Source organism: Arthrobacter sp. BG5 (assembly GCF_056680155.1).
In genome coordinates, this window is the sequence record NZ_CM155268.1 from 268626 (window position 1) to 292329 (window position 23704).

Below are 23704 nucleotides of genomic sequence, written 5' to 3' on the forward strand. Positions count from 1 at the left end.
AATCGGAAAGTTCTTCCGGCTGTTACCGCGCTTTCTCCGTTTTGGGGGCGGGGACTTTAGTACCCTTGCGGAGTGTCCGCCTCACGTACTGAACGACTCCTGAACCTGCTGATCGCGCTGCTCAACACCAAATACGGTCTGCACCGCAGCGAACTGCGGCAAAAGGTCTACCACGACACCACCAGCTCGGAGGCCGCCTTCGGCCGCATGTTCGAGCGGGACAAGGGCGAGCTCCGCCACTTCGGCTTCGACGTGGAGACCGTCACAGACAAAGGCTGGGGCTCCGACGATCCGGCCACCACCAGGTACCGGATCGGCAAGGAATCCAACCGGCTCCCGGACGTCAGCCTCACCCCGGCCGAGTGCACCGTCCTGATCCTCGCTGCGCAGCTCTGGGAACGGGCCGCCCTCGGGTCCGCCGCCCGTGACGCCGTGCGCAAGCTGCAGGCCGCCGGCGGCCTGCAGGACGCGGAGCTCCCGGCGGGCGTCCAGCCGCGCATCCGGCCGGCCGGCCAGGCTTTCGAGGATCTCGTCTCCGCCATCCACGCCCAACACCCGGTCAGCTTCGGCTACCTGGCCGGCAGCACCGGCCAGGAGCAGACGCGGACGGTCGAGCCCTGGGGGCTGGGCAGCCGCTTCGGGCAGTGGTACCTCGTCGGCCACGACCGCGCCCGCAGTGACAAGCGGTTCTTCCGGCTGTCCCGGTTTACCTCGGCCGTCACCGTGCTGGACCAGGAGACTTTCAACCCGCCGTCGTCCTTCAACGTCCGCGAACAGCTCGCCGCGCTGCCCGAACTGCCGGTCCGGCACGCGGTCATCGACGTCGCCCACGGTGCGCTGCTGGGCCTGCGGAAGCGTGCCGAGCCCTACACCGCGGACGACGGCGACGGGGGCTTCGGCGGGACGGGTACTCCAGCGGACGCCGCAGCGGGCACCGCAGCACCGGGGCGCGCCGGCTTCGACCGGCTCAGCGTGCCATACCGCGACGCGGAGACCCTCGCGGAGGAGCTGGCCTCCTACGGCGCGAAAGCCGTCGTCGTCGCGCCCTCCGGGCTGCACACCGCCGTCCGGAGGCGGCTGGCCGCCGCAGCCGCCTTCGCCGCGGCACCGGTGCCGCCGGTCGAGTTTCCCAGCGCCGGGCCGGCCAAGCGTCCGCGGAAACGCACCTCCGAAGACCAGCTCAAGCGGATGCTGCAGCTGGTCCCGTTCCTGGTGCACAACCAGGGCCTGCACATCAGCGAGGTCGCTGCGCGGTTCGGCATCACCCGCAAGGAACTCGAAGACGACCTGCGCATCCTGATCTGCTCCGGCCTGCCCGAGGGCTACCCGGACGATCTGCTGGACATCCGGTGGGACGACGACCACGTCTACATCTTCGAGGACCTGGACCTGAAACGCCCGGTCCGGTTCAGCGTCGACGAGGCGTGCGCCCTGCTCACCGGGCTGGAGGCCCTCAACGGCCTGCCCGGGCTCGCCGAGGGCGGCACCCTAGAGTCCGTTACCCTGAAGCTCATGGCCGCCGCCGGTGAGGAAGGCCTCAAGGCCGCGGCCGTGTCCGGCCCGGAGGTGGCGCCGGAGGACTCCGGCACGCTCGAGACCGCACGCCAGGCGATCCGCGCCGGTGCGCAGTTGCGGCTGAGCTACCTGTCCCCGCAGCGGGACGCCGTCACCGAACGCGACATCGACCCGCAACGGCTCTACTCGCTGGACAGCACCTGGTACCTCGAGGCGTACTGCCACTCCGCGCAGGGCCTGCGCAATTTCCGGCTGGACCGGATCCAGAGCCTGCAGCCCAACGGGCACCCGGTGTCCTCGACCGCCAACCCTGCCGACGGTTTCCCGGTCAAGCTTTTCACCCCCAACGACGACGACACCGTGGTGGTCGTCGAGCTGACCAGGCAGGGCGCCGGACTCGCGGACGACTACTACGCCGAGCGGACAGCGGCGCTTCCCGACGGCCACGTCCTCGCGGAAATCCGCTTTGGCAGTGCCGGCTGGCTGCCGATGTTCGTCGCCCAGCACGGCGGGGCCGTCCGCATCCTGCAGCCGCCCGAGCTTGCCGCCGCCGCCAGGGACTGGCTTGACGCTGCCTTGGCCCGGTACGAGGACCACCCGGCGCGCCAGCTAGACTGATCAGCATGCCTTGGTGGTCCTGGATCGTAATCTGGATAGCGCTCGTTGCGCTGTCCCTGTTGTTCTTCGGCGTGCTCGGCGTGCGGCTGTACCGGCAGTTCATGGCCACGGTCAAGGAACTCGGCGAGGCGGGGGAGCGCTTCTCGAGCCTCGGGTCCCCGCCGCTTACCTCCGGTTCAGCCGCTGTTCATGTCGGCGCCGTAGGCTCGGACGGCGACGACGCAGGGGAAGTATCCGGACCGTCAGCGGTTCCGGGGTCGGCCGTTTTTGCCCCGCCCGCGTCGATGCGACATGATTACCATGCATCCAAAGTTGCCCGGCAGGAAGCCCGGCGGGTACGCCGGATCCGGCGTAAAACGGAACGTGGCCAGCCCCAGGCGCTGCGCGACATCGATCTCCGTTAGACATAGGATGTATTCAAACGAAAGGACCACCCGGCATGAGGCTTGAAGGCTGGCATCTCATCATCATCATCGTCCTGGCACTCGTGCTTTTCGCAGCACCTAAGCTGCCGGGCATGGCCCGCAGCCTGGGCCAGTCGATGCGGATCTTCAAATCCGAGGTCCGCGAAATGAAGAAGGACGGCACGCCCGAGGCGCAGGCCGACTCCGACGCCGTCGAAGGCAAAGTCGTGAACCACCCCCGGTCCACCGGCACCGAAAGCCGCCCGGGCGAGGGAACCGACGTTCCGCCGCCGAACCGCGCCTAGAACCACATGGCAGTAACCATGAGCCGCCGATCGAACCCCGAGGGCCGGATGGCCCTTCTCGATCACCTCAAAGAGCTGCGGAACCGGCTCTTCAAATCGGCGATCGCCGTCGTGCTGGGGACCGTCGTCGGCTTCCTCGTTTACCAGCCGATGCTCGCGGCGCTGATCAAGCCGATCCGCGACCTGAACGAGCATGAGGGCCGGCAGGCCTCACTGAACTTCGACGGCGTCGCGAGCTCGTTCGACCTGATGATCCAGGTCTCCGTGTTCCTGGGCCTGATCGTCGCCAGCCCCATCTGGCTCTACCAGCTTTGGGCCTTCATCGTGCCCGGGCTGCACAAGAAGGAACGGCGGCTGGCGCTGTCGTTCGTGGCCGCGGCGGTGCCCCTGTTTGTCGGCGGCGTGCTGCTGGCCTGGCTGGTGCTGCCCAACGCGGTGCGGGTGCTGACCGAGTTCACCCCCTCGGGCGGCTCCAACTTCATCAGCGCCCAGGTCTACCTGTCCTTTGTCCTGCGCCTGCTGCTCGCCTTCGGAATCGCCTTCCTGCTGCCGGTGGTCCTGTTCGGGCTGAACCTGGCCGGGCTGATCAAAGGCCGGCAGCTGCTCCGGAGCTGGCGGATCACCGTGTTCCTGGTCTGCCTCTTCGCGGCCATGGCCGCCCCGGGCGCCGACGCGATGAGCATGTTCTACCTTGCCGTGCCCATGCTGATCCTGTTCTTCACCGCGATCGGTCTCTGCCTGCTCAACGACCGCCGGCGGGAGAAGCGCGCCGCCAAGGTTGCCGCCGAGACCGAAGCCACTGCGGACCAGGCGACTCCCAGCTCCGAGCTGGAGAATCTGTAGCGCTCCGCAGACTAGGCTGGATGCATGTCCTCACTACCCGGGCCGGAGTCCCCGTCCGAGCGCTACCGTGCCAGCGCCGAGCGGGCCGCAGAAGCCAAAACCTACCTGGGCGGATTCACCCGTTCGCTCGCGTTCGACCTTGATCCCTTCCAGCGTGAGGCGTGCCTGTCCCTGCAGGCGGGCCGCGGGGTGCTGGTGGCAGCACCCACCGGTGCCGGAAAAACGATCGTGGGCGAGTTCGCGATCTACCTGGCACTCCAGCGGGGCCTGAAGGCGTTTTATACGACGCCGATCAAGGCGCTGAGCAACCAGAAGTACACCGAGCTGGCGGATAAGTACGGCGCGGCGCAGGTGGGCCTGCTGACCGGCGACACCAGCATCAACGGCGAAGCGCCGGTGGTGGTCATGACCACCGAAGTGCTCCGCAACATGCTCTACGCCGACTCGGACACGCTGGATGACCTCGGCTACGTGGTGATGGATGAAGTGCATTACCTCGCCGACCGGTTCCGCGGGGCCGTGTGGGAGGAAGTCATCATCCACCTGCCCAGCGAGGTCCAGGTCGCCTCGCTCAGCGCCACGGTCTCCAACGCCGAGGAATTCGGCGCCTGGCTGGACACCGTCCGCGGCCAGACCGACGTGATCGTCTCCGAACACCGCCCCGTCCCGCTGTGGCAGCACGTCATGGTGGGCCGCAAGATCGTTGACCTGTTTGCCGGCGACACCAGCTTCGATGAGATCGCGCCCGCGGGCGAGGATAACGTCGCCGCCACCGCGGAGCCCGCAGCTATAGGCACCGGCACAGCCATCACCGAGCGCGCCGGCTACGAGGTCAACCCTGAACTGCTCTCGATGGCCCGTGCCGAGAGCCAGATGAACTTCCGTGGCCGCTTCGGCCACGGCGGGCGCAACCAGCGCAACCGGCGTGGCCAGCGGGACGAGCCGCCGCAGGACGGCCCGCGCAGCCCTGTCCGGAAGGCCAGCCGCCCGCAGGTCATCGCCAGCCTGGACCGGATGGACCTGCTGCCGGCCATCACGTTCATCTTTTCGCGCGCCGGCTGCGACGCCGCCGTGGCGCAGTGTGTCTCCGCCGGGCTCTGGCTGACCACGGAGCAGGAACAGCTCATCATTGCCCGGCGGGTTGACGAGGCTGCCCAGGACATCCCCGCCGACGACCTGGACGTCCTGGGCTTCTGGAGCTGGCGCGACGGGCTGCTCCGCGGCCTGGCCGCACACCACGCCGGCATGCTGCCCACCTTCAAGGAAGTCGTGGAGAAGCTGTTTGTGGACGGCCTGGTCAAGGCCGTGTTCGCCACCGAGACCCTCGCGCTGGGCGTCAACATGCCCGCGCGCTGCGTGGTGTTGGAGAAGCTCGACAAGTTCAACGGCGAGGCGCACGTCAACATCACGGCGGGGGAGTACACCCAGCTGACCGGACGGGCGGGCCGCCGCGGCATCGACGTCGAGGGCCACGCCGTCGTGCTGTGGCAGCCGGGCACCGATCCGGCAGCGGTAGCGGGCCTCGCCTCCCGGCGGACCTACCCGCTGAACTCCAGCTTCCGGCCCACCTACAACATGTCCATCAACCTTGTGGCCCAGTTTGGCCGCCCCCGCGCCCGGGAAATCCTCGAGTCCTCCTTCGCCCAGTTCCAGGCGGACCGTTCCGTCGTCGGGCTCGCAAAGCAGGTCCGCAGCCGGGAGGAATCCCTCGCCGGGTTCAGCAAGGCGATGACCTGCCACCTGGGCGACTTCACCGAATACTCACGGCTGCGCCGGGCACTCTCGGACGCGGAGAACACCGCCGCGAAGGGCACCTCGCGGGCCCGCAAGTCGCTCACCGAGGACTCCCTGAGCCGGCTGCTGCCCGGCGACGTCGTGGACGTGCCGTCGGGCCGCGCGCCCGGCCTCGCCGTCGTGCTCAGCTCGGACCATCACTCCCGCGAGCCGCGGCCGGCGGTGATGACCCTGGACAACCAGCTGCGCCGGATCGGACTGCACGACGTCGAGGGCCCGCTGGCCCCGATCACCCGGGTCAGGATCCCCAAGTCCTTCAACGCCAAGGTGCCGAAGTCCCGGCGCGACCTGGCGTCCTCGGTCCGCAACGCCATCCGCGAGAGCCGGCCGCCTGCGCCGCCGAACCGGAACGAGGACTTCGGCCGCGCCGCCGCCCTGCCGAACATGGAGAAAAAGATCGCGGAACTGCGCCGCGAGCTGAGAGCGCACCCCTGCCACGGTTGCAGCGAACGCGAGGACCATGCCCGCTGGTCCGAGCGCTGGTGGAAGCTCCGCCAGGAAACCGACGGCCTGATCCGGCAGATCCAGGGCCGCACCAACACCATCGCCAAAACCTTCGACCGGGTCTGCGGGGTCCTGTCCAGCTATGGCTACCTGGAAACCTCGGACGCCGGCGTGCTCTCGATCAGCCCGGACGGCCACCGGCTACGCCGGATCTACGGGGAGAAAGACCTGCTGATTTCGCAGGCTCTCCGGCTGGGCGCCTTCAGTGACCTCGACGCCGCTGAAATCGCGGCCCTTGCCAGCGTCCTCGTGTACCAGGCCAAGCGCGAGGACCGCGGCCTCCGGCCCAAGATGCCGAGCGTCTCGCTGGAGTCCGCCGTCGACATCGTGGTCCGCGAGTGGTCGGCCCTAGAGGACGTGGAGGAAGCCAGCAAGCTGCCGCTGACCGGCGAGCCGGAACTCGGCCTCGTCTGGCCGATCTTCAAGTGGGCCAAGGGCCGGCACCTCCAGGAGGTGCTCAGCGGCACCGACCTGGCCGCCGGCGACTTCGTCCGCTGGGTCAAACAGGTCATCGACCTGCTGGACCAGCTGGCCAAGATCCCCGGCCTGGAACCGCGCGTCGCGCGGCTCTGCGGTGATGCGATCACCCTGGTCAAACGCGGCGTCGTGGCCTATTCGGCCGTCGCCTGACCGGCCCCTGACGGCCGCCGCAGCCTTCCCTTCACCCTGCCCGTTGCCACCGGCCCGGCACATCGGCCCCAGCTACAAGGAGTTCCACACCATGACCGCTTCACCGTCCGAGGCTAGTCAGGCACCGCGCAAGGTGACGCTGTACCGCAACGGTTCCGTCTACACCGCCGCGGATCCCTTCGCCACGGCCATGCTGGTCGACGGCGACACCGTCGCCTGGGTCGGCTCGGAACAAGCTGCCACGTCCATCGCCGACGCCTCGATGGAGGTCATTGACCTCCAGGGTGCCCTCCTGGCCCCGGGCTTCGTGGACTCGCACGTCCACCTGACCGAGACCGGCATCGCGTTGGACTCGCTGCAGCTGGGCGGCGTCCGCTCCGCGGCCCAGCTGCTCGACGCCGTCGCCGGCTTCTGTGTCTCCGCTGCGAGTAAGGGCGGCACGGTGCTGGGGCACGGCTGGGACGAAACGCGCTGGGACGATCCCACCCTGCCCAGCCGGGAAGAACTCGAACGCGCCGGCGGCGGCCGGCAGGTGTACCTCTCACGGGTCGATGTGCACTCGGCCCTGGTCTCGAGCTCACTGGCGTCCGCGTCCGGCCTGGAGCGCCTGGACGGTTACGCCGCCGACGGGCAGGTCAAACGCGCCGCCCACACGGCCGCGCGGCTCGCCGCCCGGCAACTCCCGGCCGACGCCCTGCGAGGCTACCAGCAGGCCGCCCTGGCCGAGGCGGCCGCCAACGGGTATGTCGCGCTGGCCGAGATGGCGGCGCCGCACATCGGCAGCGTGGAGGACCTGCAGCTTGCGGCCGGCTGGAATGCCGCGGAACGGACCGGCGGCGCTGTCCCCGAGGTCCTGCCATACTGGGGCCAGCTGGCCGGTTCGGTGGAAGAGGCCCGGTCCATCCTCGACAGCCTGGGCGTGCCGGTCCTTGGCCTGGCCGGGGACCTGAACATGGACGGCTCGATCGGTTCCCGCACCGCCGCGCTGCGCAGCGACTACAGCGACGCGACGGGGGAGCGGGGTACCCGCTACCTGTCCGTCGACGAAGCGGCGGCGCATCTGGCCGCGTGCTCGGTCCTGGGGATCCAGGCGGGTTTCCACGTGATCGGCGACGCCGGACTCGACGCCGCTCTCGATGCCCTGGACCAGGCGGCAGCCGAAGTCGGCGAACAGCGCGTCCGCGCCGCCGGCCACCGGCTGGAGCACGTCGAAATCGCCGACCCGGCCGCCATCGCGCGGCTGGCCAAGTACTCGGTGACCGTGAGCGCGCAGCCCGGCTTCGACGCCCTCTGGGGCGGGGAGGAGAGCCTCTACGCCCAGCGGCTGGGCTCCCGCCACACGGCCATGAACCCCTTCGGCTCCTTCTACTCCGCCGGGGTTCCGGTCTGCTTCGGCAGTGACAGTCCCGTCACCGCGCTGCGGCCCTGGTCAAGCGTGCGCGCCTGCCTGGAACATCACAACTCCGACGAGCGGATCTCGGCCCGCGCGGCCTTCCTGGGCCACACCCGGGCCGGCTGGCGGGCAGCCCGGTACCGGAACCCGATGGCCGGCCAGCTCGTCCCCGGCGCCCCGGCCAGCTTCGCGGTTTGGGAAGTCGAAGAGCTGATGGTGCAGGTGGCCGACGGCCGGGTCCAGTCCTGGAGCACGGACCCGCGCGCCCGGACACCGCTGCTGCCCGCACTGGACACCGGCACCGATCCGGTCTGCCTGCAGACCGTGCGGGACGGCGTCGAGCTCTTCACCAACGGCTCGCTCGGGCGCTGAGCCGCCCGCCGGGTGTGCCCCGCGCCACCCGGGCCGAACACGGGCAGCCGCCCGCCGGCTGTCTATAATGGGAAGCTGTGCCCGTCGTCGGCTAATAACCGGCCGTTCCGGCCCACCGACCGCTCCCTTCAAGGAAAGGCCCCGCTGTGCGCGTCCTCACGATCATCCCGACCTACAACGAGCTGGAATCGTTGCCCAAGACCCTTGGGCGTCTCCGCACTGCCGTGCCGGCCTCCGACGTCCTGGTCGTTGACGACAACAGTCCCGACGGCACGGGCCAGTTGGCGGACCGCATCGCGGCCGAGGACAGCCAGGTCCACGTCCTGCACCGTGGAGGCAAGGCCGGCCTCGGGGCGGCGTACATCGCCGGCTTCAAATGGGGCCTGGACGCCGGCTACGACATCCTCGTGGAGATGGACGCCGACGGATCGCACAAGCCCGAGCAGCTGCCCCAGCTGATCGAGGCCGTGGAGCAGGGCGCGGACCTCGCCATGGGTTCGCGCTGGGTCCCGGGCGGCAGCGTCGTGAACTGGCCGTTGTACCGGCAGGCCATCTCCCGGGTCGGCAGCACCTACGCGCGGATCATGCTGGGCGTGAAAATCAAGGACGTCACGGGCGGTTTCCGCGCGTTCCGCCGGACCACCCTGGAAAAGCTCAACCTGGATTCAGTGGACTCGGTCGGCTACGGCTTCCAGGTGGATCTGGCCTGGCGGGTGGCCAAGTTGGGCCTGAACATCGTGGAACGGCCCATTACGTTTGTGGAGCGCGAGCTGGGAGCCTCGAAGATGAGCGGCAACATCGTGGTCGAGGCCATGATCAACGTCACCAAATGGGGCCTCACTGCCCGCTGGAACACGCTGGGCCGCAAGCTCGGCCGCAAGTAGGACCGCACCAGGACCAGCCGGCACCAAAAAAGGCCGGGCCGGCACCTCGTTGAGGTGCCGGCCCGGCCTTTTGACGTGGGGCCGGTTTCCTAGGCGGAACGCCGTTCGCCGCGGCGTTCGCGCAGGATGGTGAGCCGGTCTTCCAGGATCTGCTCAAGCTCCGGCAGGGAGCGCCGTTCCAGCAGCATGTCCCAGTGCGTGCGCACGGCCTTCTCGTTGCTGTTGACGGGGCGTTCGCCGTCGACCAGCAGGGCCTCCTTGCCGGTCTTCGAAACCCAGACCGGGGGAATCTCCGCTTCGGAGGAGAAGGTCACGAACACCTGCTCGCCGTCCTCGCAGCGGTACTCTACGCGCTGGCGCGGAGCCGGTTCGACGCCGGATTCGGTCTCCATGCTCTGTGCGCCAAGGCGCATACCCCGCAGGCTGCGATCGCTCATCTTTTCTCCCTTATGATCGGTTCGCAGGGCCAAGCCCTGCGCTAGCCGGGGGCCACCAGGACCACGCCGGACTACTTTTGCATGCGTTTTGCGTGGCGTTCACCACTGCAGAAATCTTCAGTAGATATAACGCGCGGCGAAGCGTAATTGTTCCGGCAGGCTGAACCGTCCGGACAAATAACCCACTATACGCGGGAGTGCCGCCGCGGGTAAAGCCGGACCGCGCAGGGAGGCACCCGCCCAGCGGGTGCCTCCCTGGTAGTCCACTGCGGCGGCACCGCCGGCCGGGCCGCTTAGGGCTCCGGTGTGGAGGCCCCGGCTGCCGGCGACGGCGCGCCGGACCTTCCGGCCGGAGCCTCCGAAAGCAGGTCGGGGTTGGTGCCGCCCAGGACGCTCCCGATGCCCTTGAGCGCCTCGCCGACCTCGCTGGGAATGATCCACAGCTTGTTGGAGGTACCTTCGGCCAGCTTCGGCAGTGTCTGCAGGTACTGGTAGGCCAGGAGCTTCTGGTCCGGGTTGCCCTTGTGGATGGCGTCGAAGACCTTCTGGATGGCCTGGGCCTCGCCGTCAGCCCGCAGGATCGCCGCCTGGGCGTCACCTTCGGCCTTCAGGATGGAGGACTGCCGCTGGCCTTCGGCAGTGAGGATCGCGGACTGCTTGGTGCCCTCGGCGGTCAGGATCGCTGCGCGGCGGTCCCGCTCGGCGCGCATCTGCTTCTCCATCGAGTCCTGGATGGAGTGGGGCGGATCAATGGCCTTGAGCTCCACCCGGGAGACGCGGATACCCCAGCGTCCGGTCGCCTCGTCCAGCACGCCACGCAGCTGTCCGTTGATCTGGTCGCGGGAGGTCAGCGCCTCCTCTAGGTTCAGCCCGCCCACCACGTTGCGCAGCGTGGTGGTGGTGAGCTGTTCGACGGCCTGGATGTAGTTGGCGATCTCGTAGGTGGCTGCCCGCGCATCGGTGACCTGGAAGTAAACGACAGTGTCGATGGACACCACAAGGTTGTCCTCGGTGATCACCGGCTGCGGCGGGAAGGAGACCACCTGCTCGCGCAGGTCGAGCAGGGGCAACAGCCGGTCAACGAAGGGAATCAGGATGGTCAGGCCCGGGTTCAGCGTCCGCTGGTACTTACCCAGGCGCTCCACGACGCCGGCACGCGCCTGCGGCACGATCCGCACCGAGCGCACCAGCACGATTATTACGAACGCAACGAGTACCAGCAGCACAATTGCGACTGCGATATCCATACATCACCTTTTCCCCAGTTATGTGGTTCTGCTTTGTTGGGCGGCAGCCTGGCTGCCGCTGGTCCTGCGGCCGGTGGCGGCTGCAGGAAGACTGTGTCCCGGACGGGCAGGCTCACAACGGTCCGGGTTGTTCCTGCCCGGCCTGGTCCGGCTGCGGAATGACGACGGCGGTGGCGCCGTCGATGGCGCTGACGACGGCGTGCTGCCCGGGGGCGAGGACACCCGATTCGTAGCGGGCGCTCCAGACATCGCCGCCAATCTTGACCAGGCCGCCGGTGGCGCTCACGGGCTCCACAACGAGGGCGGATTCACCGATCAGGCGTTCGACGTTGCTGCGCTGGTCCGCCGGGCTGCTGCGCAGGTGCTTGAGAGCCACGGGCCGCACGAAACCGATCATCAGCAGGGAGACGACGCTGAAGACGACAATCTGCAGCCAGAAGTCGGCGCCGGCGAAGGCGGCGACCAGCCCGGCCAGGGCGCCGCCGCCGAGCATGATGAAGAAGAGGTCCAGGGTGAGCATTTCCACCACGGCAAACACCAGGAAGACCGTGAGCCACAGTGCCCACCAGTTTTCAGCCAGCCATTCGAACATCGTTCCCCCTTGGCTCCGCCCGGGAGCTGCGAGCGCAGACCCTCCGTAAGCTGGTTCCATCCTAAGCCGGACGGCCGGGAGGGGGACAGGCCGCCGGCATCAGCGGCCTAACGTGGCCAACTCGTTATGCGGATCCGGCCCCAACGGGACGCGGTTCGAAAAGGCTGATCCGGAACCGGGCGGAGACGGCGGTCTGGGCCGGGAGGCCGCTCACCGTGGCCGCGAGGGCTTCGCGGTCGAGGTGGTGCCCGGCAGGCCCCATCAGGGCGAGGCTGGCGACGTCGGCAGGTGCCAGGGCCAACATCAGATCCAGCTCCCGGACCCCGCTGGTCACGAAGTGCCCGGCCAGCGACGCGGCGAGGCGTTCTTCCTTGGCCGGTTCGATGCCCAGCATTCCGGTTTGTCCGGCAATCTCGGCCAGGTGCCCGGGCCTGGGCGTGACGACGATCAGCCGCCCGCCCGGGCGGAGCACACGGGCGAACTCGGCGGCATTGCGCGGCGCGAAGACCACGGTGACAACGTCCACTGACCCGTCCGCCAGCGGAAGCGGCTGCCACACATCGGCGACGAGGTTGACCGCCTCCGGGTTCAGCCGGGCCGCCCGGCGCAACGCGAACTTGGAGATGTCCACGCCGACGGCCGCGGCCGGGACGCGGTCCAGCACGGCGCGCAGGTAGTGCCCGGTGCCGGTGCCGGCATCCAGGACTGCGGCGTCGTCCAAGGTGAGGAACGGCGCGGCAAGGTCGGCGACAGCCTCTGCCAGCTCCCGGTAATGCCCGGCGGACAGGAAATCGAAGCGCGCCGCGACCATGTCCGCGGCATCCGCTTCGAAGACGGTGCCTTTGCCGGTTAGGAGGTTGAAGTAGCCCTGCCTGGCGGCGTCGAAGCTGTGCCCGGCGGGGCAGACCAGCGAGCGGCCGCCCCTGCCTGCCGCGAACGGGCTCCGGCAGACGGGGCACACGAGGGCGGCGAGCGGAGCAGCGGGCATAGAGTCCATCGTAGGGCCGGGACGTTTTCCCGGGCACCGTGATCCGCGGGCCGCGCCGTGCCGGTGTGAGGTATTTCACCTCGGTGGCGGCAAGGGCTAGGCTCGCAATCGTGAAATCCGAACATTTACCCCTGCTCAAGTCCGTTTCAGCGCCCGCCGTGCACCCGGACGGCTCCCGGGCCGTCGTGTCCGTGGTCCGCCCCGATTTCGACGCCGATGCCTATGTTGGCCAGTTGTGGAGCGTGCCGGTGGATCCGGCGCTGCGGCCGCGCCGGCTGACCCGCGGCTTCCGCGACACCGCACCGGGGTTTTCCCCGGACGGCCGGGTGCTCGGATTCCTCCGCGCCGCCGCCGGCGGCAAACCGCAGCTGCATGTGGTCGAGGCCTCCGGCGGGGAACCGGTGCCGCTGACGGATGCGCCGCTGGGTGTCAGTGCCTTTGCCTGGTCCCCGGATTCGCGCAGCATCGTCTTCAGCGCCAGGACTCCCGAGGAAGGCCGCTACGGCACGGTTGACGGTGTCTCCGCCGGAGCCGAGGATGCCCGCCTGATTACTGATTATCAATACCGGATGAACGGTGTCGGCTACACCGCGGACAAACCGCTGCAGCTCTTCGTCGTCGCGGTCCCCGACCTGGACGAGGAACCACCGGTACCTCCCGCCGGCCGGGCGCTCAAGGCAGCCAAGGCCGCCACGGCCGCCGACGCAGCCGACGGCGGCAAGGGCGACCGGAGCCTGCCGGAGGCGCGCCAGCTGACCACGGCGGCGACCGACCACAACGGTGCCAGCTACAGCGCCGACGGCAGCGCCGTGTACTTCACCGCCGCCCTGCACAAGGACAGCGACAACGACCTGGTCAGCGGAATCTACCGGGTTCCGGTTGCTGCCGGGGCGGCAGGCGACGGCCCCGAGGCCGTGGTCCACGCCAACACCGGCGACACCGGCGGGCTGTCCGTCGCGGCCGTCCGGCAGAGCCGGGACGGCGAACGGCTCTACTTTGCGGCTCAGGACCTGGGCGCCGAGGGTAAGGACTTCGTGGCCCGCAACACGGCGCTGTACGTCATGCCTGCGGGCGGCGGGGACGCTGTCGCACTGAGCGACGCGGAGACCATGGACCTTGGCGGCACCCTGGAGCTGCGCGGTACGGACGGCGTCCTGGTGCTGAACAACTCCCGCGGCACAGTTCAACTTCTGGAATTCGGCCCCGAGGGCCAACGCAACGTGCTGCTCGACGGCGGGCACGTGGTCACCGGCGCCGCCGAGGCCGGTGGCGCGCTGCTGCTGAGCTTCGGCGATGCGGAGACCGCCGGGGACGTCGCGGTCCTCGAGGGCGGCCGACTCCGGGTCCTCAGTGACTTCTCGGCCCCGCTGCGGGCCGAAGCGGGGATCATCACCCCGCAGGAACTCACCTTCGCGTCCGGGGACGGTTATCCGGTGCACGGCTGGCTGGTCAGGCCCGCCGGGGACGGACCGCACCCGGTACTGCTGAACATCCACGGCGGCCCGTTCGCCCAGTTTACCGGCGCGCTCTTCGACGAGGCCCAGGTTTACGCGGCGGCCGGCTACGCGGTACTTATGTGCAACCCGCGCGGCTCTGCCGGTTACGGCCAGGGCCACGGCCGCTCCATCAAGGAACGCATGGGAACGGTGGACATGCAGGACGTCCTGGCCTTCCTTGACGGGGCGCTGGCGAAGTTTGAAGAGCTCGACGCCGACGCCCTGGGCATCATGGGCGGATCCTACGGCGGCTACCTGACGGCCTGGACCATCAGCCATGACCACCGCTTCAAGGCCTCGATCGTGGAGCGCGGCTTCCTGGATCCGGTGAGCTTCACCGGCTCCTCGGACATCGGCTGGTTCTTCGGCGGCGAATACACCGGCCGCACCCCGGAGCAGATGGCAGCGCAGAGCCCGATGGCGCGGCTGGAGCAGGTGCGGACGCCCACCCTGGTCATCCACAGCGAGGAGGACCTGCGCTGCCCCGTGGAGCAGGGCCAGCGCTACTTCACCGCCCTCAAGCAACTGGGCGTCGAGGCTGCCTTCCTGGTCTTCCCGGGCGAGAACCACGAACTGTCGCGGTCCGGAACCCCGCACCACCGCCGGCAGCGCTTCGACCAGATCCTGCGGTGGTGGTCACGGCACCTTCCGACGGCGGCCAACCCCGCCCCGGACGGCCAGGCAGCGGCGCAACTGGCAGGCTAAAACGCCGGGCTAAACGCCGGGCTGAGCGGCGGCCCCGCCCGGCAGGAACCCCAGTTCCTGCCGGGCGTGGTCGATGTCCGGCTGGGCCCAGCGGGCGGAGTATTCGGCGTTGCTGCTGAGCGAGCGCAGCTCGGCCCGGTCCAGGTAGAGGATTCCGTGCAGATGGTCGGTCTCGTGCTGGACGATGCGGGCCTGCCAGCCTGTGAAGTCGCGCTGCTGCGGCGTGCCGTCCGGCGCCGTGAACTCCAACCGCACCGATTCCGGCCGCAGCACGGCGGCCTGCAGCCCGTTCAACGACAGGCAGCCCTCGTAGAAGGCCTTCCCGGCTGTGCCGATCGGCTCGTAGCGGGGGTTCAACATGGCGAAGAACGGCAGCGGCTCCCGGCCCCGGGCCGCGGCGACGTCCGGGTCGACCTCGAACCGGTCCTCCAGGACGGCAAGCTGCAGGGGGATTCCGAGCTGCGGCGCGGCAAGGCCGACTCCCGGGGCCTTGTGCATGACCCGGCGCATCAGGTCGATCAGCCGGCCCAGCTCCGCTTCGTCGAGCTGGCCGGTGAAGGGCACGGCCTGCTGCCGGAGCACCGGGTGGCCCACCTGGACGATGGGCGGCAGCACCCCCGTGTTCAGGACCTCGTCCACGGCTTCCCGGATGCTCTCATCACTGGCCTGCGAGTGGGGGACGTCGGAGTTTGCGGCATTCCTCGTGTCTGAACACATGGCAACAGACTACTGGCGTCCGCATGCTGAAGTGACGAAATCGTAAATGCGTCCGCGCAGGAGTGCGCCGGCGTCGATCTTCAACACTCCTTCCCGGCCCACGACCGTGACCCGGAGCGGGATCAGCGTGCCCACCTTGTCCTCCGCCACGGCATGGGGATCGCACCGTGCCGGCCGGATACCCAGAGGCAGTTCGCGCACCGGCCCGGCCGCGTCCACCCGTAGCCCGCGCGGCCACGGAGCGCTCCGGTCCTCCTCCAGCAAGGTGGTCCCGCCGATGCTGTTGATGGTCAGCGTCCCGGCACCAGCGCCGGCGCCGGCCGCGTTTCGCGGGGCGATGACCAGGCGCACCACGGCGCTCCGGGCGTCCGCGGACAGCCGAAGGTCGGGACTCAGCCGGAAGCCGGCCACCGCGTCGGCGGCCCGGGCCACGCACATCTCGGCGCTGTTCCGGACCAGGACGCCGAAGGGATCATCCGCCGGGACCGTAAACGTCCGAGCGGGAGCCCCGGCCCCCTCCGCGACCCGAACCTCCACGACGGCGGACGGTTCCGGGGCTGGGCCGGAGTGTTCCGCCGGGCCGGGACAGGAGGCGGCCGGCAGCCGGGCCGGCAGGCTCTTCGCCTGGCCCGGCGGCAGCTCGGTTCCGGCCCCCGCGGCCGTCCAGCTGATGCTGGAAGCAAAGAGCGGGCTCTGCAGCCTGGCCGCGAGCACCGTGACCGCGGCGCCGGTGGTGTTGGTCAGCTGGATCTCGATGATCTGCCTGCTGTAGTTGTCGCGGAACTGGCTGAGCTCCGCGGTCAGCGGCCCGGGCGCGGCGGTCGGCGGCGACGAACCGCTGCCGGTTACGGCTGGGCCCGTGTCCGGGCTGCAGGCGACGGCCGCGAGCAGGACCAAGGCCGCGGCGGAGCGGCGGCGCATCGGGGAAAGGCGGCCCATGCGGTCAGTTTAGGCCGCTGGCCGGCGGCCGGCGACGGTCAGCATGCGACGCCGTACATCACGGCGGGGGTGGGGGGCTGCCGGAAACTTCGGCTAGCCTGAGGTCCATGACTCCTGCGACACCCCTTGACAGCGTGCTGGGCCTGCTCCGGGCCCTCGAAGCCGGCGGCGGAGCCCAGGCGCTGCGCCCGTTCCTGGCCGAGGACTACGTCCTGACCGAGGCGCCGCATCTGCTCGGACCGGAGGGCTCCACCCGCACCCGGGACCAGGTCCTGGCCGGTGCAGAGCACAGCGGCGAGATCGTTTCCGGCCAGCGCTTCGAGGTGCAGCGCACCACCAGCGAGGGCGGCCGGGTGGTCGTGGAGGCCGAATGGTCCGCGACCGTGCAGATGGACCTGCCGTTCTGGGACAAGAGCGACACGATCCGGGCCCGGACCGCCTCGGTGTTTGAGGTTCGTGACGGCCGGATCGTCAGCCAGCACAGCTACGACTGCTACTACCCGCCGCGCTGACGGGTTTGGCGCCTCCGCCTGGTGCGGCTACTGCATGGTGAAGCGGCGGGCCACGAGCCTGTTTGCGGCGGGAACCGCGGCCACGGCGGCAATGGCCCCGTTGCGGACGGACAGCAGCCCTCTGCGCAGGGGCCGGCCCAGCGCCATGTTGATCTCGGACTGCCGAGCCGCGCGCACCGCCTCGCGCATCCGGTTCTGTTCGAATTCCGCCAGTCCGGCGCGGCTGCCCGCCAGGAGTGCCGGCACCAGCGGTGCCAGCGCCAGTGCGTCGAGCCAGCCCAGGCTCATGCCCTGGCCTCCGATCGGACTGATCTCGTGGGCGGCGTCGCCGATCAGGAGGCCCCGGCCGGCGGCCATCCGGTGGGCCAGGCGGTAGCGCACGCCGAAGCCGCTGAGCATACTGTTGCTGCCGGCGTCGACGTCGATGCCGGTCCGCCGCCGGACCTCCCGGGCCAGCCAGCCGGCGTCGGGGCTGTTGCCCGGGCTGGTGTCCGGCGCCCCGGCAGCGGCCCCGTCCGGGCCCAGGCGGACCACCCAGCGGCGCAGTTTCCCCGGCAGCGGGAACGACTCGACGATGCCGTCGCCGGCAAGGAACAGGGCCGCATCCGCGCCGAAGCGGGTGCCGTCGGCAAAGTCGCCCATCAGGTAGCGGTCGGGGTAATCCCGGTGCCGCACCGGCACGCCGAGGGCGGCCCGGGCGGCGGACCGGACCCCGTCCGCGGCGATCAGGAGCGGCGCCGCGAAGCTGGCCGGACGCCCGCCGTCGCACGCCTGCACCTGGACCTGCCGGCCCTCGTCCCGCAGCCCGGTCACCCGCACGCCGCGGTGCAGTGCCGCCGGGTCGAGTTCCCGCAGCCGCTGCTCCAGCACGGCTTCGGTGCAACCCTGCGGCAGGGACAGCACGAACGGGAACCGTGCGGACACCCGGGCGAAGGACATTTCGGCCAGCGTCCTGCCTCCGTTGAGGGCCAGGCCGCGCCGGATCGGGACACCGCGGCGGAGGAGTTCCTGGTCCACGCCGATCTGCCCGAGCGCGTCGAGCGCCGGCGGATGGATGCCGATGGCCCGGGAGTGCGGTTCCGGCGCTGTCCGTTGTTCGAGGACCGTCACCCTGAGCCCCTGCTGCAGCAGCAGGGCGGCCATGAACAGCCCCACCGGGCCGCCGCCGACGATGATGACGTCGGTCATGGGCCGCCGCCGGCGCTGAGGGCTGGTGCCTGATCCAGGATCAGCAGGTTGCGGAAGGGGGAGCGGGGCAGCACGGTCCAGCCCGGGGGAGCGGCGCCGCGCAGCTCCGCCGTGGTATAGCTGCGCCGGATCGAGGTCAGACCGTCCTGCCGGATGTAGGAGCCCGGGAAGACCAGGGCCCCGGCGGAGAACAGCGCGTACGCGGCCGGGCTGCGGCGGAGGTCGTTGTGGATGACCAGGCCGGTGCTCAGCGCGGCCGATTCCGCGAGGAACCCGGCCAGCTCGCCGGCGTCCAGGTGGTGCAGCACGTGGTTGGACACGACGACGTCGAAGCGCGCACCTTCGTCGAGCAGTTCCGCGGCGGCCTGCCGCCGGAACGTGACGCCGGTGCGGGTCCTGTGGCGCGCGGCGAACTCGGCCGCCCGCCGGTCGGGGTCGATTGCGGTGATCTCCAGGCGCAGCCCGTCGTGCGCCGCCCAGCGGGACAGCAGGACCGGTACGTCGCCGCCGCCGCAGCCGATGTCCAGCAACGTGGTGGCGGGCGCTGCGGAGAGCAACGGCCGCAGCTGCTGCCGGTATATGCCCCTCCAGCCGGACACGGCGCGGTTGACGAGGGCGAACTGGGCATAGGTCCGGTCCAGCCGGGACGGGTCGCAGTCAGGCCGGTCCATTTCCTCGACGGCGTCCAGGGCGCGGGTGCGCAGCGGTGCCATGGTGCCCGGCGCTCAGGCCAGCGCGGCTGCCGGCCGGGGTGCACCGCGCTGTTCCGGGTCGGCGGCGGCGGTCCCGTCGGCCTGTGGCGCGGTGATTTTGGTGAAGAGCGCGGTTTCCACTGTCAGGCCCGGGCCGAATGCCATCGAGCAGATCCGTTCGCCGTCGCCGGCCGCCGCGGCACCCGTGTCTTCCCTGCCTGCGGGGAGGTCGAGGATGTGCCGGATCACGAACAACACCGTGGCGCTGCTCATGTTGCCGTAGTTGCGCAATGTCTCTCGGGCCGGAACCAGCTGCTCGTCGCTGAGCTCCAGCCTGGACTGCACCTTGTCCAGGATGCTGCGGCCGCCGGGGTGGATGGCCCAGTGCCTGATGTCCCGGTACGGGCGGCCCAGGAGCGACCCGTCCCCGGACAGGAGCGGTTCGAGCGCGCCGATGATGTGGTCGTCGATGATGTGCGGGACATAGCTGCCGAGGACCATCTCAAAGCCCTCGTCGCCGATGTTCCAGGCCATGGCTTCCTCGCCCACCGGGGTCAGGACCGTTTCAAAACTGTCCAGGGTCAGCAGCGCCGGCTGGTCCGGGATGTCGCGGGCGCTGATGACGGCGGCCGCCGCGCCGTCGGCGAACAAGGCCGATCCCATGATGGTGTCCGGGTCGTTGGAGGTCCGGACGTGCAGGGAGCAGAGTTCTGCGCAGACCACCAGCACCACGGCTTCCGGGTCCGCGTCGCAAAACGATTTTGCGGCCCGTAGGGCCGGGAAGGCGGCATAGCAGCCCATAAAACCGAGATGGTAGCGCTGGACCGCGGGATTCAGCCCGAGCGCCCGGACGATCTTGTAGTCGGGACCGGGGTTGAAGAAGCCGGTGCAGGAGACCGTGACGAGGTGGGTGATGTCACTGCGGCCGACGCCGGCCGCGGCGGCCACGGCCTTTTCGGCCGCCTCGATGAACAGTTTGGTGGCTTCGGTGGCGAAGATGTCGTTCCTGACTTTGGTGCTGGGGCTGAGCAGCAGGCCGGTGGCGGGGTCGAAAAATTGCGGGTTCTCCGCCCGGCTGCGCGTGGTCAGCTCGGCCAGGGCGGTGTAGCGGGTGTCGATGGCGGCGGAGTCAAAGCAGGTGCTCACAAGCCGGGAGCCAAGCCGGCTAAGTCCCGGCTGCGCGGCGAACACGTCACGGGCTTCGGATTGGATCAACACGGTGGGGGGGACAGCAGTTTCCAGGGACCTCAGGTAGACCGTCATGGTTCATTCTCAGTGAGGCCCGCGGATATGACAATGGATTGTCGACGCCGGTCCGCCTGCCGGGCAGCCCGGCAGAGGACAAGACCACCGACTGTTCTAAGCTGGTCCCATGGGGCCCCGGCGACGCCGTTGGACACCGCCGGGGCGGCCCGCCTGGCAGAGGGAGACACGATGAACGCACCCACCGGGACGCGGACGCAGACGGACACCCAGCACGCCTCGCCGCACGTTGCCGACACCCACGACCTGATCCGCGTGCAGGGCGCGCGGGAGAACAACCTCAAGGACATCAGCGTTGAGATCCCGAAGCGCCGGTTGACGGTGTTTACCGGCGTCTCCGGCTCGGGCAAGAGCTCGCTGGTGTTCGCCACGATCGCCGCCGAGTCGCAGCGGATGATCAACGAAACCTACAGCGCCTTTGTGCAGGGCTTCATGCCCAACCTGGCGCGGCCCGACGTCGACCTCCTGGAGGGGCTCACGACGGCGATCATCGTGGACCAGGAACGGATGGGTGCGAACCCGCGGTCCACCGTCGGCACCGCCACCGACGCCAACGCCATGCTCCGCATCCTCTTCAGCCGGCTCGGGACACCGCATGTGGGGCCGCCCACGGCGTTCTCCTTCAACGTCCCGACCCGGAAGGCCAGCGGGGTGATGAGCACCGAAAAAGCCGGGGGCCGGGTTGAGAAGAGTGTGGTGCACGGCGCCGTCTATCTGGGCGGCATGTGCCCGCGGTGCGAGGGGATGGGCTCGGTCTCCGACTTTGACCTCACGGCGCTTTATGACGACAGCAAGTCCCTCGCCGAAGGCGCCCTGACGGTCCCCGGTTACAGCATGGACGGCTGGTACGGCCGCATCTTCAGCGGCGCCGGCTTCGACATGGACAAGCCGATCGCAGACTACAGCAAAAAGGAAATGAACGACCTGCTCTACAAGGAGCCGACGAAGATCAAAGTCGAGGGCATCAACCTCACCTATGAGGGCGTGATCCCGAAGATCCAGAAATCGATGCTTTCCAAGGATGTTGAGGCGATGCAGCCCCACATCCGGGCCTTCGTCGACCGGGCCATTACCTTCCAGGCCTGCCCCGAGTGCAACGGCACCCGGCTCAGCAAGAAGGCGCTGTCCGCGAAGATCCGGGGGAAGAACATCGCCGAACTGTGCGGGATGCAGATCAGTGACCTGGCCCTTTGGATCCGTGAACTCGACGAACCCTCGGTCGAGCCGCTCCTGAAAGGCCTGCGGCACCTGCTCGATTCGTTTGCCGACATCGGGCTGGGCTACCTTTCGCTGGACCGGCCGGCGGGGACGCTGTCCGGGGGAGAGGCGCAGCGGACCAAGATGATCCGGCATCTCGGGTCGTCCCTGACCGACATCACCTACGTCTTCGACGAGCCGACGATCGGCCTGCACCCGCATGACATCGAGCGGATGAACCAGCTGCTGCTGCAGCTCCGGGACAAGGGCAACACCGTGCTCGTCGTCGAGCACAAACCCGAGACCATCGCGATCGCTGACCACGTTGTTGACCTTGGCCCCGGCGCGGGCACCGGGGGCGGCAGTGTCTGCTTCGAGGGAAGTGTGGAGGGGCTGCGGGGCAGTAACACCATCACCGGCCACCACCTCGACGACCGGGCGGCAGTCAAGGAAACGGCGCGTACGCCGTCGGGCTCGCTTCAGGTGCGCGGCGCGTCGACAAACAACCTCTGGGACATCGACGTCGATATCCCGCTCGGGGTGCTTTGTGTACTCACCGGCGTCGCCGGGTCCGGAAAGAGTTCGCTGGTCCAGGGCTCGGTGGCCGGCCGGGACGGCGTGGTGCTGATCGACCAGGGCGCCATCAAGGGTTCCCGGCGCAGCAACCCTGCGACGTACACGGGCCTGCTTGAGCCGATCCGTAAGGCGTTCGCGAAGGCCAACGGCGTCAAACCGGCGCTGTTCAGCTCCAACTCCGAGGGCGCTTGCCCCACCTGCAACGGCGCCGGTGTCATCTTCACCGAGCTCGGCGTGATGGCCACGGTCGAGTCCACCTGCGAGGACTGCGAGGGCCGCAGGTTCCTGGCGTCAGTGCTGGAATACAAGCTGGCCGGCCGCAACATCGCCGAAGTCCTGGCGATGTCAATGACCGAGGCCAAGCTGTTCTTCGGCGACGGGGAGGGCCGCACGCCGGCGGCGCACAAGATTCTCGACCGGCTCGTGGATGTCGGCCTCGGCTACCTCAGCCTGGGGCAGCCGCTCACCACACTCTCCGGCGGCGAACGGCAGCGGCTCAAACTAGCCACCCAGATGGCGGAGAAGGGGAACGTCTACGTCCTCGACGAACCGACCACGGGCCTGCACCTGGCCGACGTCCGGAACCTGCTCGGACTGCTGGACCGGCTGGTCGATTCAGGCAAGTCCGTGATCGTCATCGAGCACCACCAGGCCGTCATGGCGCACGCCGACTGGCTCATCGACTTAGGTCCCGGCGCCGGCCACGACGGCGGCCGCATTGTTTTTGAGGGCACGCCCGCCGAGCTGGTTGCTGGACGGTCCACGCTGACCGGGCAGCATCTGGCTGCGTACGTCGGTCATTGAGACCAGGGGCTGCTCGGGCCATCAAGTGAGCGGGGGACTGAAGCAGGTTTCCTGGTTGGTTTTTAGCATGATTTATGGGAAGCCCGCAGTATGGTGGCTTTTAGTGGGGCTAAAAGCGATATATTGTATTCGTTGACAAGCAGTATTGATTTAATGTATTGAATTCGAATTTTCGAAAGATTACGCAGGGGAGTGGTCGCAGCAGGCCGGGCTCTGCTGATTGCCGGCAGCTTGACCGGCCCGCGTGGGCATGCCCGCGGCCCAGGCGAGCCCGGCAGCTGAAGGCAAAGGAAAGGCAGGATCCGGGCCAGGCCGCAGGCGCAGGCTCCGGAGGAATCGTCTGCACACGGCTGAAATCCAACGATTGCTCTCCGGGCCGCAATATTAGCCTGGAATCCACCCAAAGCCCCATGCCGCATAAACTGACACGATTTAGCCAATTCCTGGCTGGCGACTTCAAGAATTGTGCCATTTGTAGCCGGCACACCCCAAAGCCATCCAGAGCAGATTTCCGTGGCGCGCGCTGGCTCAACTCCAGACCGAGTACCGACCGCGACGCCCCGGCTGCCGCCAAGCGACAGATGTGCGCCAGCGCCTCGCGCTTGAGTTGAACAAACCGACGGCGCCTGAAGCAGCAGCAACCCGGCGCCCGGGCAGCCCCTTCCAGCACGTCAACGTAACGCCGATAATCTACATTATGTAAAGTAGAGCGAAAAGGCACTACGAGAGAGGCTCCTGATAATCCCTCCCCGGGTTCACGATCGGCGGGCCAGCAATCCACCCGGCAATTGCCGCAGGAACCGCAATGAGACCGCCAAGGTGTGGCAGCAGGCTGTCCGGCACCGCGAGGTCGGGCCAACCAACCAGCAGCGCCGGCGCGCCGACTGCCAGAGTTGTCAGCCAGCAAAGACCGCGCCCAGGAAAATCAAGGTCTGGCCGGATACCTCCCGTTCGAACGCTTCCGGGTATCCGAACAGGAAGGCCATCAGCCAGAGTCCCCACACAGTGAGTCCAATCGAGGCAAGGATCACCACGGCCCACAGGCCTGCCTCCAGGCGGCGCCGGAGCATGGGATTCATGGGCTCAGCC

The 23704-nt window shown here is 68.9% G+C and carries 20 protein-coding genes; 10 read left to right on the plus strand and 10 right to left on the minus strand.

Annotated elements, in window-relative coordinates:
* Positions 1-72: 72 nt before the first annotated feature.
* From AC1MBE_RS01180 to AC1MBE_RS01210, 7 genes are all read left to right on the plus strand, one after another.
* Positions 73-2133 (plus strand): helix-turn-helix transcriptional regulator, encoded by a 2061-nt coding sequence (locus AC1MBE_RS01180; protein WP_479780254.1) that lies wholly within the window; start codon positions 73-75, stop codon positions 2131-2133.
* A 5-nt stretch (positions 2134-2138) separates the two neighbouring features.
* Entirely contained in the window at positions 2139-2537 is a 399-nt protein-coding gene (locus AC1MBE_RS01185) for a hypothetical protein (protein ID WP_479780255.1), read from the plus strand.
* Positions 2538-2572: 35 nt separating this feature from the next.
* The gene (gene tatA, locus AC1MBE_RS01190) at positions 2573-2842 is read left to right on the plus strand and encodes a Sec-independent protein translocase subunit TatA (protein WP_346958073.1); all 270 of its coding nucleotides are present in this window, start codon (positions 2573-2575) and stop codon (positions 2840-2842) included.
* Between the two features lie 48 nt (positions 2843-2890).
* Positions 2891-3685: a twin-arginine translocase subunit TatC gene (gene tatC, locus AC1MBE_RS01195; RefSeq protein ID WP_479782718.1), complete on the plus strand. Its 795-nt coding sequence runs from the start codon at positions 2891-2893 to the stop codon at positions 3683-3685.
* Between the two features lie 24 nt (positions 3686-3709).
* Complete coding sequence (locus AC1MBE_RS01200) at positions 3710-6613, plus strand: DEAD/DEAH box helicase (RefSeq protein WP_479780257.1); 2904 nt, start codon at positions 3710-3712, stop codon at positions 6611-6613.
* Positions 6614-6704: 91 nt separating this feature from the next.
* Positions 6705-8378, plus strand: a complete 1674-nt coding sequence (locus tag AC1MBE_RS01205) for an amidohydrolase (protein WP_479780259.1) — start codon at positions 6705-6707, stop codon at positions 8376-8378.
* Between the two features lie 146 nt (positions 8379-8524).
* Positions 8525-9262, plus strand: coding sequence for a polyprenol monophosphomannose synthase (locus AC1MBE_RS01210; protein WP_479780261.1), 738 nt, complete (start codon positions 8525-8527; stop codon positions 9260-9262).
* Between the two features lie 89 nt (positions 9263-9351).
* On the opposite strand, the gene AC1MBE_RS01215 is transcribed toward AC1MBE_RS01210, so the two are convergent.
* The 4 genes from AC1MBE_RS01215 to AC1MBE_RS01230 all read right to left on the minus strand — a co-directional run bounded on the left by AC1MBE_RS01215 (position 9352) and on the right by AC1MBE_RS01230 (position 12526).
* Positions 9352-9699 (minus strand): RNA polymerase-binding protein RbpA, encoded by a 348-nt coding sequence (locus AC1MBE_RS01215; protein WP_026266329.1) that lies wholly within the window; start codon positions 9697-9699, stop codon positions 9352-9354.
* A 293-nt stretch (positions 9700-9992) separates the two neighbouring features.
* Positions 9993-10946, minus strand: a complete 954-nt coding sequence (locus AC1MBE_RS01220; protein ID WP_479780263.1) for an SPFH domain-containing protein — start codon at positions 10944-10946, stop codon at positions 9993-9995.
* Positions 10947-11058: 112 nt separating this feature from the next.
* Positions 11059-11538, minus strand: coding sequence for an NfeD family protein (locus AC1MBE_RS01225; RefSeq protein ID WP_479780265.1), 480 nt, complete (start codon positions 11536-11538; stop codon positions 11059-11061).
* A 124-nt stretch (positions 11539-11662) separates the two neighbouring features.
* The gene (locus AC1MBE_RS01230; protein WP_479780267.1) at positions 11663-12526 is read right to left on the minus strand and encodes a methyltransferase domain-containing protein; all 864 of its coding nucleotides are present in this window, start codon (positions 12524-12526) and stop codon (positions 11663-11665) included.
* A gap of 110 nt (positions 12527-12636) precedes the next feature.
* Here AC1MBE_RS01230 and AC1MBE_RS01235 point away from each other — a divergent pair, with 110 nt between their 5' ends.
* Positions 12637-14727: a S9 family peptidase gene (locus tag AC1MBE_RS01235; RefSeq protein WP_479780269.1), complete on the plus strand. Its 2091-nt coding sequence runs from the start codon at positions 12637-12639 to the stop codon at positions 14725-14727.
* A gap of 9 nt (positions 14728-14736) precedes the next feature.
* Here AC1MBE_RS01235 and AC1MBE_RS01240 read toward each other — a convergent pair whose 3' ends face one another.
* The gene (locus tag AC1MBE_RS01240) at positions 14737-15444 is read right to left on the minus strand and encodes a peptide deformylase (RefSeq protein WP_479780271.1); all 708 of its coding nucleotides are present in this window, start codon (positions 15442-15444) and stop codon (positions 14737-14739) included.
* A gap of 9 nt (positions 15445-15453) precedes the next feature.
* Positions 15454-16383: a hypothetical protein gene (locus AC1MBE_RS01245; RefSeq protein ID WP_479780272.1), complete on the minus strand. Its 930-nt coding sequence runs from the start codon at positions 16381-16383 to the stop codon at positions 15454-15456.
* Between the two features lie 107 nt (positions 16384-16490).
* On the opposite strand from AC1MBE_RS01245, the gene AC1MBE_RS01250 reads away from it, so the two are divergent.
* Entirely contained in the window at positions 16491-16895 is a 405-nt protein-coding gene (locus AC1MBE_RS01250; RefSeq protein ID WP_479780273.1) for a nuclear transport factor 2 family protein, read from the plus strand.
* Positions 16896-16922: 27 nt separating this feature from the next.
* Here AC1MBE_RS01250 and AC1MBE_RS01255 read toward each other — a convergent pair whose 3' ends face one another.
* Genes AC1MBE_RS01255 through AC1MBE_RS01265 form a run of 3 tightly spaced genes read right to left on the minus strand, consistent with a single transcriptional unit; the run spans position 16923 to position 20038 of the window.
* A complete protein-coding gene (locus tag AC1MBE_RS01255) occupies positions 16923-18083 on the minus strand; it encodes an FAD-dependent oxidoreductase (RefSeq protein ID WP_479780275.1) in 1161 nt (386 codons plus the stop codon).
* On the minus strand, positions 18080-18796 hold the full coding sequence (locus AC1MBE_RS01260; RefSeq protein ID WP_479780277.1) for a class I SAM-dependent methyltransferase: 717 nt from the start codon (positions 18794-18796) through the stop codon (positions 18080-18082). Before AC1MBE_RS01260 ends, AC1MBE_RS01255 begins: the two co-directional genes overlap by 4 nt.
* 12 nt (positions 18797-18808) lie before the next feature.
* Entirely contained in the window at positions 18809-20038 is a 1230-nt protein-coding gene (locus AC1MBE_RS01265) for a type III polyketide synthase (protein WP_479780278.1), read from the minus strand.
* Between the two features lie 171 nt (positions 20039-20209).
* Here AC1MBE_RS01265 and AC1MBE_RS01270 point away from each other — a divergent pair, with 171 nt between their 5' ends.
* Entirely contained in the window at positions 20210-22615 is a 2406-nt protein-coding gene (locus AC1MBE_RS01270) for an ATP-binding cassette domain-containing protein (RefSeq protein WP_479780280.1), read from the plus strand.
* Between the two features lie 896 nt (positions 22616-23511).
* On the opposite strand, the gene AC1MBE_RS01275 is transcribed toward AC1MBE_RS01270, so the two are convergent.
* A complete protein-coding gene (locus AC1MBE_RS01275) occupies positions 23512-23694 on the minus strand; it encodes a hypothetical protein (RefSeq protein WP_479780282.1) in 183 nt (60 codons plus the stop codon).
* Positions 23695-23704: the final 10 nt, after the last annotated feature.